Genomic DNA, 17101 nt, shown 5'->3' with positions numbered 1-17101 from the left:
GGGTATGATCCCGTCCCATGACGGGATCGACTCTACGGGTGCTGCTGGCTCTGTGCCTCGGACCTGCCCTGGACATGGGCATCCAGGAGGCTTTCGCACAGCAGACATTGCCTTTGATACGTCGGGCTGCTGAGTGCATCGGTGAGGCTCGGGCGGACCGGCTTCAGGGCCTCACACCGGAAGGAGACCTTATCCTGTTGTCGGGCGGACCGGCTCGCCTTGCGGGCATCCGTCTTCCCGACACCTCGCCCTATCGCGAGCAGAGTATCGCCTGGCTGCAGGCGTGGACCGTTCATTCCATCATCGTGCAGGGCTCGGACAAACGGGATCGTTGGGACCGGCTTTCCGTCCGTGTCCGGTCGTCCGGTCAAACCCCAGCGCTCGACTGGGCGCACGGGTTGGTCGAGGCCGGCCTCGCCCTGGTGGATGCGGGGACGGAGGGCGTCTTCTGCCAGCCCGAACTCCTCGTCCTCGAGGCCACGGCCCGTGAACGACGCCTTGGTATTTGGGCCGATGACCGCTATAAGCCCCTTGATGTGAATCAACCTGAGCGCCTGCGCGAGCGGATCGGCAGCTTCGTGCTGGTCGAAGGCCGCATCAGGAGCATCGGCGAGCGCAAGCAGCGCACCTATTTGAACTTCGGGGGGCTTTGGGCAGAAGACTTCACGATCATCATTCCTAAGACAACCTGGAAACAGATGTCGGATCGCGGCCTGGGCCTCGATGCGCTCAAAGGCCGGCGGATCAGGGCCCGAGGCATTTTGCAGTCTTGGCAAGGCACGGCTTTTTCGATTGTCATACCGGATATGATCGAACGTCTCGAGGGCGATCATCTGCCACGATGAACGAGCATGATCAGAACACGTCGACCAGGTAGTACCGGAATTCTCGGCAGCCTCATGCTCGCAGCCTTTTTGGCGGGCTGCTCCGGCTTTGGCGGGGACGTCTCTCTGCCGGCAAACGCCCCGCGGGTGATCGGCCCGGATCGCGACCGGGATCATGTGCGCCTCGTCAGGGCCTTCGGCGGCGAAGGCCGCGCGCCGCAGCTTCAGCAACTTCTGACCGATGTGACGAACCGGCTCGTCATGGCCACCGACCGTCCGGACGAGGCCTTCCAGATCACGATCCTCAACTCGCCTGTGGTCAATGCCTTCGCCCTGCCGAACGGGCGTCTCTACGTGACCCGCGGGCTGCTGGCGCTTGCCAGCGACACCTCCGAAGTGGCCGCTGTCCTCTCCCACGAGATCGCTCACGTCACGTTGCGCCACGCCTCCCAGCGCAGCGAGCTGCAGGCCCGCTCGGCCCTAATCGAGCGCGTGGCCGAGAACGTGCTGAACGATGCCGAGGAAGCGGCCATGGCGCAGAACCAAGCACGCTCGACCTTGGCGAGCTTCTCGCGGGCGCAGGAGCTCGAGGCGGACCAGACCGGCGTGAAGGTTCTGGCCCGTGCCGGCTTCGATCCCTTTGGGGCGCCGCGCTTCCTGACGTCCCTCGGGCGCTCGGGCACGAGCTCCGACAGCCAGACCGGGGATCGATCAGCCTCGCATCCAAGCACCAACGACCGTGTCTCACGGGCCTTGCAGGCGGCGCGCCGGACGGAGTTGGCCGACACGGGCGAGACCGGGCGGCTTGCCTACCTCACCGCCCTCGAAGGGCTCGCCTATGGCGACGACCCGGCAGACGGTGTCGTGAAGGGCCGCCGCTTTATCCATTCCAGGCTCGGCGTCGCCTTCGAGGCCCCCGATGGCTTCAGCCTTGAGAACACCTCGCAGGCCGTACTCGGGTCCTCCGGCGACGGCGATCGTCGTCTGCTCTTCGATGCCGCCGATACGCCGGAGGGGCAGAGCCTGGAAGACGTTCTGCGCTCCACCTGGACAGATACCGTCGAGCCCGGAACCCTCACCACCGGGACTGTGAACGGCCTTCCTGTGGTGACGGCCCTGTCCAACGGCAAGGAATGGACCTTCCGCCTCTCGGCCATCCGGATCGGCAGCACCACCTACCGGCTCATCATGGCGACTCGCGGCAACAGGGGCGATCTGGAATCGATCTTCCAGCAGACCCTCAACAGCGTCCGGCAGGTGCAGCCCGAGGAGGCAAGACGGATCAGGCCACTGAAGCTGCAGGTCGTCACCGCTCAGCGGGGCGACACCGCGCAGGCGCTTGCGGCTCGCATGCCGATCGACCGGCCTCTCGAACGTTTCCTGCTGATCAACGGGCTCGACAGGAACGCTCCCTTGAAGGTGGGCGAGCGCTACAAGATCGTGGTGGAGTAAGGGCCCTTCATCGATGCTCCCAAAAACAGATCGGCGAAGCAGTCGCCCGCCTCGCCGATCCGAATCTTCTAAGAGAGCTTGTGCGCCTTACACAAAGGCGCCGGAGGCCTGAGGGTAGCGCTCCACCAGAGCGCGCTTGAGCTTTTCCAAGGCGCGGTTCTCGATCTGACGGACGCGTTCCTTCGAGATCCCAAGCCTGTCACCGAGGAATTCCAGGGTCACCTGCTCGTCGTCGAGGCGGCGGGCGCGCAGAATGCGCAGTTCGCGTTCGTTGAGGACCTCAAGCGCCTGCTGCAGCCAGCGCACGCGACGCTCGGTATCGATCGAGTCAGTCACGGTTTCGTCGGGCAGAGGGCTGTTGTCGACGAGGAACTCGACGCGTTCGGCGGAATTCGACGAGTCGGCATCCATCACTGGCGCGTTGAGAGACGTGTCCGGCCCCGACAGGCGGGCATCCATCAGCGCCACATCGGCCTTCGACACACCGATCGCCTCCGCGATCTTCGCATGCACTTCCGAGGAAATGCGCTCTTCTCCGCCACGAGTGAGACGGGCGCGCAGGCGGCGCAGATTGAAGAAAAGGGCTTTTTGAGCGGAACTCGTTCCGCCGCGGACGATTGACCAGTTACGAAGGATGTAATCTTGCACGGAGGCGCGGATCCACCAAGTCGCATAGGTCGAGAAGCGGACCTCCCGTTCGGGTTCGAACCGGGCTGCGGCTTCGAGAAGACCAACATGGCCTTCCTGGACCAGATCGGCCATGGGCAGGCCATAGTGACGGAAACGGGCTGCCAGCGCGATGACGAGGCGCATATGAGCAGCGGTCAGTTGATGAAGCGCCGCTTCATCGCGGTTCTCTTTCCAGCGCACGGCAAGAAGATGCTCCTCTTCTCTCTCGAGAAAAGGTGCATTCATGGCAGCGCGGACGAACCGGCGGCGAACCCCTGAGATTTCTCCCATTGTGTGCTCTCCCTTGGCAGAGACACAACGAGCGAGGCCGCAAAAAGTTCAGTTCCAACAGCCAAGTTCGACAAAATAGATTCCGGCCTTCGAAAAACAAGGCTTCAGACACAAAAAAGCCCGGCCGAGGGCCGGGCTTTTGATACTTTGAGACAGGCGTCCGATCAGGCGGCCTCTTCCTGCAGATCGTCGCCTTCCGCATCGCCTTCTCCCTCGGCGCCCTTGACGCGGCGTGGAGACTTGGCGAGGCTCTGCTCGATAAGCTTGAGAGCTTCCGTATCCGTGATCTTGTTCACGGCGGCGATCTCGCGCACGATCCGATCGAGAGCGGATTCGTAAAGCTGACGCTCGCTGTAGGATTGCTCGGGCTGGGCCTCGGAGCGGTGGAGGTCGCGCACGACCTCGGTGACGGCGATCAGGTCGCCGGAATTGATCTTGGCCTCATATTCCTGGGCCCGGCGCGACCACATGGTGCGCTTCACGCGGGCACGACCCGTCAAAACGTCCAGAGCCTTTTGGACCAGAGCCGGTTCGGCAAGCTTGCGCATGCCAACGCTGGAAGCTTTACCCGTCGGGACACGGAGGACCATTTTGTCCTTGTCGAAGGAGACGACGTACAGCTCCAGTTTGAACCCCGCGATTTCCTGCTCTTCGATGGCCGTGATGCGGCCGACACCGTGAGCGGGATAGACGATCGCTTCACCGGACTTGAACCCAAGGCGCTGGGCGGACTTCTTGGCGGTTGTCATGCGAGAGAGGCCTCCTTGCATGGCCCTCGCCTGGGCGGCGAGGGAGCTGTTGTCTCACTGGGCAGGGCCCCAATGGAACGAGGATAGGATGTGAGTGTCACGGAACTTGACTATTCCGCTCGTCTCCCTGATGTAAGCCAGCGGCTACAAACGCTCATGCCCTTGACCAAGGCAGCAACGCTCCCTTAAGTCAAAGGACGCGAATCTTTGCTTCATTATGTGAACCGCCGGTCTGCGGGGACGGTGCACGGCTTGAGCGCAAGCGACGGCATTCACGGACCCTATCACAGTCCGGCCGAAAAAGCAAAAATATTTCAAAGCACAGCGTTAAAGAAGGCCGCTCAGACCTGAGCCTCGAGTTCAGTCGCCTTCGCCGGGATTGGGCGAGAAGAACGCCTCGAACTTGCCCACCACACCGTCGAATTCCTTCGCGTCGCCGGGCGCATCCTTCTTGAGAGTGATGTTGGGCCAGCTCTTGGCCATATCGGCATTGAGCTTCAGCCATTGCTCGAGCCCAGGCTCGGCATCGGGCTTGATGGCCTCGGCCGGACATTCCGGTTCGCAGACGCCGCAATCGATGCACTCATCCGGGTGGATGACGAGCATGTTCTCGCCCTCGTAGAAACAATCGACCGGGCACACCTCCACGCAGTCCATGTATTTGCACTTGATGCAATTTTCAGTGACGACGTAGGTCATGAACGGTCCTTAGAGAGTCTGTTCCAATCGAGAGAGGTGTGCTGCCGCTCTAGCGCATCGTGCGGAAAAGTGGACCCGGTTTTCCGGTCCACACAATGCGCTCTTCAAAGAATGGAGCATCGGACCCAAAAGTGGTGTCCACTTTTGGGTCCGATGCTCTAGCGGTTGTCAGGGTCGCTGACAAGCGCTCCGTTGTCCTGGCTGAGATCCAGGTAGAGCAGCCTTGCTTCCGTTGCAGGGCCTCGGCGCTGCCCAAGTCCATCGATCCGGACCACGAGGGTAGCCCGGGGGAGCGCGATGGTCACCACGTCACCGACAGCTACCGCCTTGGCGGCGTTGTCGGTGCGCTGTCCGTTAAGGCGGACATAGCCGCTGGTCACCATCTTGGCGGCCAGCGTCCGGGTTTTCGCGAAGCGCGCGAACCACAGCCACTTGTCAAGCCGCTGCCGCTCCTCACGCATGGCGTCATGGCCTCACTTCTTGTTGTCCTCGAGTTGGGCCTTGAGAGCCATGAGCTTGGCGAAGGGCGAGTTCGGGTCCGGCTGCTTCTCGCGCCGCTCGCGGCCGCCGTCCTGACGGTTGTCGGCACGCTTGTCGGGCCGCGGACCGCGACGCTCCTCGCCACGGCGGCCTTCCCCATGACCTGCCCCATGACCTGCCCCATGACCTGGGCCGCGTGGCGGACGGTTCTGCGGACGGCCGCCTTCCCCTTGCGCTTCGCGGCGCTCGGGACGCGGCCGGCGCTCACCTGTCTGATCGCCCTGGCCTGCACCGTGGCGCGGGCGACGGTCGCCGCGATCCTGCCGCGGCTCCGTGCGATCCGAACGCTCGCCCCGTTCGTGACGGCCACCACGGGCTTCGCGACCCTGGCGGGCCTGCGCACCTTCATGATGGCGACGACCCTGGCGCCAGACCTCGATTATCTCGGGCTCGACAGGAGCCGTCTCCGCAGGGGCAGCTTCGGCCGTCGGAGCCATCGCCTCGCCCTCAGGCGAAGCCACAGCCTCGGCGGCGCTGGCCTCGACCTCATTCTCGGAAACGGACGCCTCAGGAGCCTCGACGGCAACGGCACCGATTTCTTCAGTGCCGACCGCAGCCTCAGCCGGGGTCTCCTCAGCTGGAGTCTCCTCAGCCGGAGCGGCAGACTCGCCCTCGGGAGGCGCGGTCTGGGGCTCAATGGCCCGCGGGGCCTCCACGAGCGGCACCGTGATGGCGGGGCCGGGACGGCGATCCATCACGTAGCCGAGCGACTTCAGGATCGTGGCGAAATCCTCGCCGGCGCAGCCCACGAGAGACGTCATGGCAACCGTCGGCACGAAGCCCTCGCCGTCGGCAGCGCCTGCCGGCGGCTCGCCGGGGGTGATGCCGGGACGGTAGGAGATCGCCGGACGGATGAGGTCGGCCAAGCGCTCCAGGATGTCGACGCGCACGGCGCGGCCGCCGAGCACGCGGAAGCCCGCAGCCCGGTAGAGCCCGTGGCCGATCTCCGGATCAACCGGGATCGAGGTGCGGCCGGACTGGGCGAGATGGGCGATCTCGTCGATGCCCTTCTGGTCGAGGCCGCCGTTCTGCAATGCCCAGAGCTGGGTTGCGAGCACGCGGGGGGCCGGCTTCAGCAGGGCCGGCAGGTAAAGATGATAGGCGCCGAAGCGCACACCCGCCTTGCGGAGGGCGCTCCGAGCCTCCTGGTCGAGGCTGCGGACCTCGTTGAGGACCTTGGAGCGCTCCAGCACGCCGAGCGCCTCACCGATCTGGAAGCCGATGCCGCGGGCCAGGCCCGTGAGCTCCTGACTGTCCTCGAGCTGCAGCAGGGGCCCAAGCAGGCGCACCACATAGGCCTTGAGCCAGGCGCGCAGGCGGGTGTCCACCTTGTCCCGGGCCGGGCCCGTGAGATGCTCGTCCGAGAGGATGCGAAGCTTGGGATCGAAAAGCTTGTCGCCGGGCTCCAATTTGGCCACCGGGTCGCCCATCCAGCGGATGGTGCCGTCGTTGGACAGCACGAGCATCGTGTCGGGGGTTTCGGCGAACCGGTCCGCCCGCGCCTCGATCTCGCCGGCCAGCGCCTTGCTGGCGGCGTTGCGCAGGGTCTTGACCTCCGTGGTGTCGGCCTGGGGATCAGGCACGAAATGGAAGCCGTGCAGGTGACCGATGTGCTGACCCTCGACGGTGACGTCGCCGGTGGTCGTAATTTCCGCTTCGAGCATCTTGTTCTCTCTCAAGCGCCGCATGAGAACGCTCGTCCGCCGGTCGATGAACCTTTGGGCGAGGCGTTCATGGAGCGCATCCGATAGCTTGTCCTCTACCTGACGCGCAACATCCTGCCAATGCTCCGGATCCTTCAACCAATCGGGGCGATTGGCAATGAAGGACCAGGTCCGGACCTGAGCGATGCGGTTGGAGAGGGTGTCGATATCCCCATCGGTCCGATCCATAGCGGACAGATGGCGGGCAAACCAGTCGGCCGGGATGGCACCGTCCTTCATGAGAAAACGGTAGAGCTGACCGACAAGATCCGCATGGGTCTGGGGCGAAACCTTCCGATAATCCGGCACCTGGCAGATCTGCCAGAGCCGCTCCACGGCATATTGCGAGCGGGCCATGGCCTGGATGTCGTCTTCCCGAACCAGAACCTCGAGCGCCGTGACGTCCTCACCCGTGGGAGCCCGCACGAGCCCATGCTCCCGCGGCTGTACTCCAAGCGAATCGCGCAAGCGGGCCAGCGAGGAGAAATCGAGATCGGGATTGCGCCATTGCAGGATGCGCACCGGATCGAAGCTGTGGTTTTCGAGCGCCTGGACCGTCTCCGCATCGAAAGGCGGGCAGCGGCCGGAGGTGCCGAAGGTCCCGTCGCGCATGTATCGGCCGGCACGGCCGGCGATCTGGGCCAGCTCGGAGTTGTTCAGCTTGCGGAACTGGAACCCGTCAAACTTCTTGTCGGACGCGAAGGCCACGTGGTTCACGTCGAGGTTGAGGCCCATGCCGATGGCGTCGGTGGCGATGAGATAGTCCACGTCGCCGTTCTGGAAGAGCTCGACCTGGGCATTGCGGGTGCGGGGCGAAAGGGCGCCGAGCACCACGGCAGCGCCGCCGCTCTGGCGGCGGATGAGCTCGGCGATGCCATAGACCTCCTCGGCCGAGAAGGCCACGATGGCCGAGCGCCGGGGCAGGCGCGAAACCTTCTTCTCGCCGGCAAACGAGAGATTCGACAGGCGCGGCCGGGTGACCACGTGCACGCCGGGAATCAACGCTTCGATCAGCGGGCGCATGGTGGCCGAGCCGATGAGCAGCGTCTCCTCGCGTCCGCGCTGGTTCAGCAGGCGGTCGGTGAAGACGTGGCCTCGGTCGAGATCGGAGGCGAGCTGGATCTCATCCACGGCCACGAAGGAAACGTCGAGATCCCTGGGCATCGCCTCGACGGTGGAGATCCAGTAGCGCGGTCGGTCCGGCTTGATCTTCTCTTCACCGGTGACGAGGGCAACGTTGTGGGCCCCCGCCTTCTCCACCACCCGGTTGTAGACCTCCCGGGCGAGCAGGCGCAGGGGCAGGCCGATCATGCCGCTGTCATGGCCGAGCATGCGCTCGATGGCCAGATGGGTCTTGCCGGTATTGGTGGGGCCGAGCACGGCCGTGACGCCGCGCGAACGCACCTGCGGGGGAAGGGAACGACGGGCCATGCCTGTATGTCGGGTAATGCTTGAAGGTCCCGGATAAACGAGAGGCTGTACGGGCCGACGCCGGAGCCGGAAGCCTTCTCTTAAAGGCAGCCCGGCCCTCGCGGCCGGCTGCGGGCTATGCTCTTATATGGGCGCGAACGCCGCTTTCGCTACCCGCAGCGGGTGCTTTCACCAAGGATTCTCAGGGCTTAATTTGAGGCTTATTAGAGGGCACCGGCCTTGACGGCCTCATCTGCCCGCACGGCCCGGCGCGTCGGCGCGGACGCCTTGTCGTCCCCCTCCAGCGACCAGAGCGAAGCCTGCATCTCGCCGACGCCAATCATGGTGCGCACGGAGACCTTCAGAGGGAAGAGCAGGCGCGGGCCTTCGACGGGAGCAAGCCAGACGGACATGTCCCGGTTCTCCTGCATGAACTTGGTGGCCGGCCGCTCGGGCCGATGGCCGGAGACCGGCACATAGCGGGCGTTGCAGACGAGCACCGGACCTGAATAGCCCCCGACCTCGACCGTTTTCGTCTCGGCATAGGTGAGGACCACGTTCATGCGGGAGGCCCCATCAAAAACGGGAAGCGTCCGGTTGCAGTTGTCCGGGTCGGTCAGGCTCTTCGACGCCAGAGCCGGCATGAGCAGCGCGCTCATGGGATCGACGACCCCCTTCTTGTCGGCCGGCTTGACCGGGATTCGGTCTTCCTTGGGCTCGAGAGGCGGGTCGATCTCGACCTCGGCCACCCGGCCGCCCTTCAGGCCCATGCGGACGCTGCGCTGGTTGTCGGAGGTCTTGGACATCACGGCGAAGTTCGTCGAGCGCGGGTTGGCCTCAGTGAGCGTGCCCGAGGCCGAAGCCTCACCCTTGCCGCCGGTCAGGATCATGGCGAGGCCGGTCAGCTTCGCATTGCCCTGCATCTCGTACTTCCTTCCCTTGAAGGACGAGACCAGGTCCGCTTTCCCAAGGGGCAGGCCCGCGAGAGAGAGATCGTACGTCACCTTGAGGGTTTGGGCTTGCACGAGCGCAGGCACGCCTGCAAAGGCCAAGGTTACGAGAGCTGAGGCGATGAGGCGCATAGGGCTTTCCCGATAGTCTATTCTGTTGCATCGCACGAGATTCGGAATAAATCGTGACCACGGCGCCGAAAAAAAGAGGGTGCGACGTCGCGCTATTCTTGACCCACACCCCTGTTTCGGCTTATAGGCTCGCACCTTCCAAGGACTTCTGGTGTCCGGCCGCGTGGGATCTGCGATCAAGCAAACCCGCGAATTGTGGTCGCGACCCTCACATGACGAATAGGATTGAACCCATGTCGCGCCGTTGCGAACTGACCGGCAAGGCCGTGCTGAGTGGCCACCTGGTGAGCCACTCGAACCGCAAGACGAAGCGGAAGTTCCTGCCGAACCTCTGCAACGTCACGCTCCAATCTGACGCTCTGCAGCGCTCCTTCCGCCTGCGCGTCACCGCCAACGCGCTCCGCTCGGTCGAGCACCGCGGCGGCCTCGATGCCTTCCTGGCCAAGGCCAAGGCTGAGGAGCTCTCCACCACCGCCCTGGCGGTGAAACGCGAGCTCGAGAAGAAGCTCGCCGCTGCGAGCTGATCTCGGATCGCCGCTGAGAAATATGCTTTGCGGGCGGCCCTGGTGCCGCCCGTTTTGCGTTGGTGTTTAAGCACTGCCTGGAAGAGACTGTTCATGACCCAGATTGATCGCCGCGACTTCCTCATTGCGTTCACCGCAATGACCCTGGTCGTCCTCTCTTCGAACATCCTGGTCCAGCATCCCTTCACCCATTGGGGCATGGGCGACTACCTGACCTGGGGTGCCTTCAGCTATCCGTTCTCGTTCCTGGTCACCGACCTGTCGAACCGCCGCTTCGGCACGCAAGGCGCCCGTCGCGTGGTCTATGTGGGCTTCGTGCTGGCCGTGGTGCTCTCCGTCGTCCTGGCAACGCCGCGCATTGCCATCGCGTCGGGTTCCGCCTTCCTCGTGGCCCAGCTTCTCGACATCAGCATCTTCGCCCGCCTGCGCGACAAGGCCTGGTGGATGCCGCCCTTCATCTCCTCGGTGATCTCCTCGGGGCTCGACACGGCGATCTTCTTCTCGTTTGCCTTCTATTGCGGGGTCGTGCCGGGCTTCGGCCTCACGATCAGCGAGATGCTGGGCCAGACGGGGATCGTGGACGAGTGCATCGCCCTGCCGTGGGTCAGCCTCGCCGTCGCGGATTATGGGGTGAAGCTCGCGCTGGCCGCCATCGCGATTGCCCCCTACGGGGCCATCCTGGCGCTCATGCGCCCGCGCTTGCAGCGGGCCGCCTGATTTAGGCGATCAGGGTGAATTCGAGCAGCACGGTTTTCTGCAGCGAGCTGAAATTGTCGTCGGAGATCAGCGAGAGAACCGTATCGCCGCCTTCCCGGTGAACCGCCAGCCCCTCCATGTTGTCGACCTGATGCGAGGGCTCGCTCTCGTAGAGCACATCCCCGTCGATGCGTGCTCCCGCTCGGATCACCGCCGCCTCGACCCGGCGCAGGCGACACGCGAAGCCGCCGAAGAGCGAGAACCGGCGCTCCAGGATCACGGCGTCGCCCTCGGGCAGGAAGGCCATGTCGGTGACGTCATAGCCGCCGGAGAGGGCCACCTGAAAGATCCCCTGCCTGGATCCTGTGAGAATGAAGCCGCTGCCGCCCTCGGCGATGCCGACGAGAGCGCCACCTAGAGCTGAGCGTTGCGGCGCGACCGCGACCGCCTCCAGACCGCCATTGCTCGGCAGGTCTCTCAGGACCTGCGGAACGGGTATCGGGACACCCCGGATGATGCTGCCCGCAGCATTGCGCTCGAAACGGATGACAGCGTGGTTGCGCTCGGTGCCAATGAATACGGCGTTGCCGGAGAGCGCAAAGCTCTCCGTGTCGTAGTAGCGCGACCGCCGCATCGAAACGCCGTTGCCGAGGATCAAGGGAGACAGGACTGGGCTGGAAAACCCCGAGAGACGTCCGTCCGCAGTTTCGATCCGGGCTTTCAGGATCTGCGCATTGTCCGCAAGGGCGATGATCTCCTGGCCGTTGCCTGAGCGCCACAGGCCGGAAAAGCCGCCGAAGGCCGACACATCGGAGCGCAGGACGGCCCCGGAGCGGAACATCAGCGCGCCGAAGCGGCTGCGGTCGGGATCGGTGGTCGAGAGGCGGCTGATCGGCTGCGCCTCCACGCGGATCGCGGTCGCGCCCTTGAAGGCCTGCGGGCGCTGCGCCAGGGCAACGCCTGTGCAGGCGAGCGTTGCGGCGGCGGCACCGCTGCCAATCAGGAAGCTGCGACGGGTGAGCCTCAAGCGACGGCCTTGCGGCGCGGAGCGCCACGGGCCGGCGGGCCGGCATTCTCCTCGAACAGCTCCGCAAGCTTTTCGGTCATGACGCCGCCGAGTTCCTCCGCATCGACGATGGTCACGGCGCGGCGGTAATAGCGCGTCACGTCGTGGCCGATGCCGATGGCGATGAGCTCCACGGGCGAGCGGGTCTCGATCTCCTCGATGATGTAGCGCAGATGCCGCTCGAGGTAGTTGCCGGGATTGACCGACAAGGTCGAGTCGTCCACCGGCGCACCATCCGAGATCACCATCAGAATGCGCCGCTGCTCAGGCCGTCCGAGCAGGCGCTTGTGCGCCCAGTCGAGGGCCTCACCGTCGATGTTCTCCTTCAGCAGACCTTCGCGCATCATGAGGCCCAAGTTCTTGCGCGCGCGCCGCCAGGGTGCGTCCGCCGACTTGTAGATGATGTGGCGCAGGTCGTTGAGGCGGCCCGGACTGGCCGGCTTGCTGGCCTGCAGCCACGTCTCCCGCGCCTGTCCACCCTTCCAGGCGCGGGTGGTGAATCCGAGAATCTCGACCTTCACGCCGCAGCGCTCAAGCGTGCGCGCCAGAATGTCCGCGCAGGTGGCCGCCACGGTGATGGGGCGTCCGCGCATGGAGCCGGAATTGTCGAGGAGCAGCGTTACCACCGTGTCGCGGAAGTTCGTGTCCTGCTCCTGCTTGAAGGAGAGCGATTGGAATGGGTCCATGATGATGCGCGGCAGGCGCACGGGATCGAGCGTTCCCTCCTCGAGGTCGAACTCCCAGGACCGGTTCTGCTGCGCCATGAGGCGGCGCTGCAGGCGGTTCGCCAAACGCCCGACCACGCCCTGAAGATGGGCGAGCTGCTTGTCGAGATAGGCACGAAGGCGTGTCAACTCATCCGCATCGCAGAGATCCTCGGCGTGGATGATCTCGTCGAACTTGTTGGTATAGGCCTTGTAGTCAGGCCCACGTGCCTCGTTGGAACGGGACGGCGGGCGCCAGGATTCGCCGGCATCCTCCGAATTCGCTTCCTCGGATTCTTCGGGCATCTCGCCGGAAGGGCCGTCGGCCTCTTCCGTGGCACCATCCTCCATCTCGTCGCTGGAATCCTCGCTGACCTCCACCTCGGCACGGTCGCCTTGGCTCTCCTGCTCGGATTCACCCTCGCCCTGCTGTTCCTGCTGCTCGGATTCGTTCTCGTCCTCGTTCTCCTCGTCCTCGGAATCGAGAGACGCCTCGTCGGCCATGTCGAGGGAGGAGAGCAGGTCGCGGATATTGCGGGCGAAGCTGCGCTGATTTTCGATGTTCTTGAGCAGGCCGTCGAGGTCGCGCCCGGCCCGATCCTCAATGAAGTCGCGCCATAGATCGACGATCTTGGCCGCCGATGCAGGAGGCTTCTGCCCGGTCAGGCGCTCGCGCACCATGAGGGCCACAGCGTCCTCGAGCGGTGCATCGGCCCGGTCCGTGATCTCCTCGTACTTGCCGCCGCGATGGTAGCGGTCCTCAAGCATCGCCGTGATGTTGGACGAGATGCCGGCCATGCGCCGGGAGCCGATGGATTCCACGCGCGCCTGCTCGACCGCGTCGAATACGGCGCGGGCGGCCTGACCCTCGGGGGCGAGCTTGCGATGAAGGGTAGTGTCGTGGCAGGCCAGCCGCAGCGCCATGGCATCGGCATTGCCGCGCAGGATCGCCACGTCCTGGGCGGTCAGCCGCCGCGGCGGCTCCGGCAGGCGGGCCTTGTCCTGGCCCATGAGCACCGGCCGGTCGGACGCAAACGCCACCTCGAGATCGGGCTTGCGGGCAATCGCCTTCATGGTACCGGCGATGGAGCGCTTCAGCGGCTCCGCCGGCGCTTCCTTCTTGTCACCTGGCTTGCGGTTCGAGATGGACATCGAATTCCTTCATCCGTCATCCCGGCCGGAGCTTAGAGCATCGGATCAATCCGATGCTCACTCCCTCAGCTGGCGCATCGTCCAGTGCGGAAAACCGGGACCACTTTTCCGCACGATACGCTGGCGAAGAGCCGGGATCGCTTAAACCAGCGAAACTCCCAAACGATCCAGGATCGCGCCCATGGCGCGTCCGGGATGACGCCTTATGAAAGCACCATGTTCACGGCGCTCTCCGGCAGTTCCTTGCCGAAGGAGCGCTGGTAGAACTCGGCCACCAGGGTGCGCTCCAGCTCGTCGCACTTGTTGAGGAAGGTGACCCGGAAGGAAAAGCCCGTGTCGCCGAAGATCTCGGCGTTCTCGGCCCAGGTGATCACCGTGCGCGGGCTCATGACGGTGGAGAGATCGCCGTTCATGAAAGCGCTACGGGTGAGATCCGCCACGCGCACCATCTTGTTGACGATGTCGCGGCCGGCGGGGTCGTCCTGGTAGTGCTTCGCCTTGGAGAGGACGATGTCCACCTCCTTGTCGTGCGGCAGGTAGTTCAGGGTCGTGACGATGGACCAGCGATCCATCTGGCCCTGGTTGATCTGCTGCGTGCCGTGATAGAGGCCCGACGTATCGCCGAGGCCCACCGTGTTGGCGGTGGCGAACAGCCGAAAGGCCGGGTGAGGCCGGATCACGCGTTTCTGGTCGAGCAGGGTGAGCTTGCCCGACTGCTCCAGTACGCGCTGAATCACGAACATCACGTCAGGCCGGCCGGCATCATATTCGTCGAATACGAGGGCAACGTTGTTCTGCAGGGCCCAGGGCAGGATTCCGTCCTGGAAGGCCGTGACCTGCTTGCCCTCCTGGAGCACGATGGCGTCCTTGCCGACGAGGTCGATACGGGACACGTGGCTGTCCAGGTTCACGCGCACGCAGGGCCAGTTCAGGCGGGCAGCCACCTGCTCGATATGGGTCGACTTGCCGGTGCCGTGGTAGCCCGTGATCATCACGCGGCGGTTGCGCGCGAAACCCGCCAGGATGGCCAGCGTCGTGTCCCGGTCGAAGAGATAGTCGGGATCGAGATCGGGCACATGCTGCTCGGATTGCGAAAAAGCCGGGACTTCCAGATCCGAGTCGATGCCGAAGACCTGTCGCACGGACACCTTCATGTCAGGCGTCAAGGTCGCTGTCTCGGTTTGTGCCGTCATAAGGGGCCTCTTGTTCGGATAGATGTCGTGAAGGTGTTATGGGTTTCTTAAACCCCATAACCGGATGGTGCAATTTCCTAATAAGCCTACTGGGACTGCCTGAAAGGATATTGTTTTTAGCAGAGGCCGGCACTTTTGAGGGTGTCGTGCGCCTTGATGATATCGCGCAGGCGCTCCTCGAAGGAGCGGTCACCGCCATTGGCATCCGGGTGGAAGCGCTTCACCAGGGACTTGTACTGGGCCTTGATGGCCGGTCCGTCGGCGGTCTCGTCGAGGCCGAGGATATCGAGAGCTCGGCGCACCGCCCCCGTATAACGCGGGCGCTTCGGCTCAGGAGCCGCCCGGCGGGATCGAGCCTGGGTGAAGTCTTCTCCTCGGAGAACCCCCAGCGGATCGACATATTCCCACTCGCGGGGCTCGGCCTTGCCGCCTTGCCCCTCGGCCTGCCCAGAGGCGTTCACCCCCATGGCCCAGGTCGGCCGGTGACCGATTATGGCATCCTTCTGGAATGCGGCCACCGCAGTGTCGGACATGCCGGAGAAATAGTTGTACGACGCGTTGTACTCGCGCACATGCTGGAGGCAGAAGCGCCAGTACTGGCCCTCCCGGTCACGCCCCTTGGGCGCGCGGTATTCGCCCGCGGCCTTGCAGGCGGGATGCTCGCAGACAGGCCCCTTGGTCTCCTGCGGTTCGTCACCGGAAGACTTGATGCGGATGCGGTCGAATAGAGGCGAGTTGAGATCCATGATTCAGCGATTATGAGTGTGTTCAGGCCCTGAGCCAAGGCCTGAGCGCTTTTGGCCGCACACCCGTTCAAAAAGGATTGATCTATCAGCATGACCCTCACCCACTGGATCACACAGGTTTTGCAGGAGAACCTGCAGCCGACCGAACTGACCGTCACCGACGAATCAGAGAAGCATAACGGCCATGCGGGATGGCGGGAGGGCGGTGAAACTCACTTCCACGTTTATATCGTGTCTGAGGCCTTCTCCGGCAAGAGCCGGGTGGAGCGTCACCGCCTCGTGAACGGCACGTTGAAAGGCGCCTTCGACAGGGGGCTGCACGCCTTGGCCATTCAGGCCAAGGCGCCAGGGGAGTAGGCCGCTCGCCGTGGATGACCAGGCTCTAGGGCTTGGTTACTTGATCCGTTCAAGCACGCTGACGTAGTTCGCCACCGCCGCGCCGCCCATGTTGAAGATGCCGCCGAGCACCGGGTTCTTGACCTGGATGCCGCCGGCCTCCTCGCAGAGCTGCATGGCGGAGAGCGCATGCATGGACACGCCCGTAGCCCCGATCGGGTGGCCCTTGGCCTTGAGGCCGCCGGACGGATTCACGGGCAGCTTGCCGTCACGGTTTGTCCAGCCTTCCTTGATGGCGATTGCGCCTTGGCCGGCTGGGGTCAGGCCCATGGCCTCGTACTCGATGAGTTCGGCGATGGTGAAGCAGTCGTGGGTTTCCACGAAGGACAGGTCGGAGAGCTGGATGCCGGCCTGGGACAGGGCCCGCCGCCAGGCTTCGGTGCATCCCTCGAACTGGACGATGTCGCGCTTCGACATGGGCAGAAAATCCTGCGCATGGGCCGTGGCCCGGAAGGCGACCGCGCGCTTCATCCGCAGCGCCGTCTCCGTATCGGCAAGCACCAGGGCTGCGGCGCCATCGGAAACCAGCGAGCAATCGGTGCGCTTCAAGGGACCCGCCACGAACGGGTTCTTCTCGCTCTCGGCCCGGCAGAAGTCGAAGCCTAGATCCTTGCGCATCTGGGCATAGGGATTGTCGACGCCGTTCTTGTGATTTTTGGCGGCGATCATCGCGAGCGCATCGGACTGGTCGCCGTAGCGCTGGAAATAGGTCCCCGCGATCTTGCCGAAAACGCCGGCAAAGCCGCCGGGCGTCTCGCCATCCTCCGACACATAAGAGCAGCGCAGCAGGATGTTGCCGATTTCCGGCCCCGGCATGCGGGTCATCTGCTCGACGCCGACCACGAGCACGGTCTTGGCGCGCTTGGCCTCGATGGTCTTGATCGCCTGGTGCACGGCGGCCGAGCCCGTGGCGCAGGCATTCTCGACGCGGGTCGCCGGCTTGAAGCGGAACCGGTCATTGGCCTGGAACACCAGGGAGGCCGTGAAGTCCTGGGCAGAGAAACCGCCGTTGAAATGGCCGAGCACCACCTCGTCCACATCCTCGGCGGCGAGTCCGGCATGCTCCAGCGCCTCGGTGGCGACGCGGACGATCAGGCTCTCGACAGTCTCGGCGTCGAGCTTGCCGAAGGGGGTATGGGCCCAGCCGACGATGCAGGCGGTCATGGAGGTCTCCTCAAGGATTTTCGCTGTTGATGCACAAAGTG

At 64.4% G+C, this 17101-nt stretch carries 16 protein-coding genes; 5 read left to right on the top strand and 11 right to left on the bottom strand.

Going from position 1 to position 17101, the window contains the following annotated elements:
• Positions 1-17 precede the first annotated feature (17 nt).
• Both VB618_RS11470 and VB618_RS11465 read left to right on the top strand, forming a co-directional pair.
• Positions 18-845, top strand: a complete 828-nt coding sequence (locus tag VB618_RS11470) for a thermonuclease family protein (protein ID WP_329796779.1) — start codon at positions 18-20, stop codon at positions 843-845.
• A 6-nt stretch (positions 846-851) separates the two neighbouring features.
• Entirely contained in the window at positions 852-2276 is a 1425-nt protein-coding gene (locus VB618_RS11465; protein ID WP_329796778.1) for a M48 family metalloprotease, read from the top strand.
• Positions 2277-2363: 87 nt separating this feature from the next.
• Here the strand turns inward: VB618_RS11465 and VB618_RS11460 are convergent, their stop codons facing one another.
• The 6 genes from VB618_RS11460 to VB618_RS11435 all read right to left on the bottom strand — a co-directional run bounded on the left by VB618_RS11460 (position 2364) and on the right by VB618_RS11435 (position 9419).
• On the bottom strand, positions 2364-3236 hold the full coding sequence (locus VB618_RS11460) for an RNA polymerase factor sigma-32 (protein WP_329796777.1): 873 nt from the start codon (positions 3234-3236) through the stop codon (positions 2364-2366).
• Between the two features lie 164 nt (positions 3237-3400).
• A complete protein-coding gene (locus tag VB618_RS11455) occupies positions 3401-3985 on the bottom strand; it encodes a CarD family transcriptional regulator (protein ID WP_329796776.1) in 585 nt (194 codons plus the stop codon).
• 360 nt (positions 3986-4345) lie between these two features.
• A complete protein-coding gene (gene fdxA / locus VB618_RS11450) occupies positions 4346-4684 on the bottom strand; it encodes a ferredoxin FdxA (protein WP_329796775.1) in 339 nt (112 codons plus the stop codon).
• Positions 4685-4842: 158 nt separating this feature from the next.
• Complete coding sequence (locus VB618_RS11445; RefSeq protein ID WP_329796774.1) at positions 4843-5145, bottom strand: RNA-binding S4 domain-containing protein; 303 nt, start codon at positions 5143-5145, stop codon at positions 4843-4845.
• 12 nt (positions 5146-5157) lie between these two features.
• Complete coding sequence (locus VB618_RS11440; RefSeq protein ID WP_329796773.1) at positions 5158-8358, bottom strand: helicase-related protein; 3201 nt, start codon at positions 8356-8358, stop codon at positions 5158-5160.
• 203 nt (positions 8359-8561) lie between these two features.
• Entirely contained in the window at positions 8562-9419 is an 858-nt protein-coding gene (locus VB618_RS11435; protein ID WP_329796772.1) for a DUF3108 domain-containing protein, read from the bottom strand.
• A gap of 233 nt (positions 9420-9652) precedes the next feature.
• Here VB618_RS11435 and rpmB point away from each other — a divergent pair, with 233 nt between their 5' ends.
• Both rpmB and VB618_RS11425 read left to right on the top strand, forming a co-directional pair.
• Entirely contained in the window at positions 9653-9943 is a 291-nt protein-coding gene (gene rpmB / locus VB618_RS11430) for a 50S ribosomal protein L28 (RefSeq protein WP_036358230.1), read from the top strand.
• A 93-nt stretch (positions 9944-10036) separates the two neighbouring features.
• Positions 10037-10660: a queuosine precursor transporter gene (locus VB618_RS11425; RefSeq protein ID WP_329796771.1), complete on the top strand. Its 624-nt coding sequence runs from the start codon at positions 10037-10039 to the stop codon at positions 10658-10660.
• A 1-nt stretch (position 10661) separates the two neighbouring features.
• Here VB618_RS11425 and VB618_RS11420 read toward each other — a convergent pair whose 3' ends face one another.
• From VB618_RS11420 to VB618_RS11405, 4 genes are all read right to left on the bottom strand, one after another.
• Complete coding sequence (locus tag VB618_RS11420) at positions 10662-11666, bottom strand: esterase-like activity of phytase family protein (RefSeq protein WP_329796770.1); 1005 nt, start codon at positions 11664-11666, stop codon at positions 10662-10664.
• Entirely contained in the window at positions 11663-13561 is a 1899-nt protein-coding gene (gene cobT, locus VB618_RS11415) for a cobaltochelatase subunit CobT (RefSeq protein WP_329796768.1), read from the bottom strand. Before cobT ends, VB618_RS11420 begins: the two co-directional genes overlap by 4 nt.
• A gap of 203 nt (positions 13562-13764) precedes the next feature.
• Positions 13765-14754, bottom strand: coding sequence for a cobaltochelatase subunit CobS (cobS, locus tag VB618_RS11410; RefSeq protein ID WP_329796767.1), 990 nt, complete (start codon positions 14752-14754; stop codon positions 13765-13767).
• A gap of 116 nt (positions 14755-14870) precedes the next feature.
• On the bottom strand, positions 14871-15500 hold the full coding sequence (locus VB618_RS11405) for a J domain-containing protein (protein WP_329796766.1): 630 nt from the start codon (positions 15498-15500) through the stop codon (positions 14871-14873).
• Between the two features lie 90 nt (positions 15501-15590).
• Here VB618_RS11405 and VB618_RS11400 point away from each other — a divergent pair, with 90 nt between their 5' ends.
• Complete coding sequence (locus VB618_RS11400; protein ID WP_329796765.1) at positions 15591-15857, top strand: BolA family protein; 267 nt, start codon at positions 15591-15593, stop codon at positions 15855-15857.
• Positions 15858-15893: 36 nt separating this feature from the next.
• Here the strand turns inward: VB618_RS11400 and VB618_RS11395 are convergent, their stop codons facing one another.
• On the bottom strand, positions 15894-17060 hold the full coding sequence (locus VB618_RS11395) for an acetyl-CoA acetyltransferase (protein WP_329796764.1): 1167 nt from the start codon (positions 17058-17060) through the stop codon (positions 15894-15896).
• Positions 17061-17101 lie beyond the last annotated feature (41 nt).

Origin of the sequence: Microvirga sp. CF3062, assembly GCF_036314045.1 — a bacterium.
In the GTDB taxonomy this organism is placed as follows: Bacteria; Pseudomonadota; Alphaproteobacteria; order Rhizobiales; family Beijerinckiaceae; genus Microvirga.
This window is presented reverse-complemented; position numbering and strand designations above follow the sequence as displayed.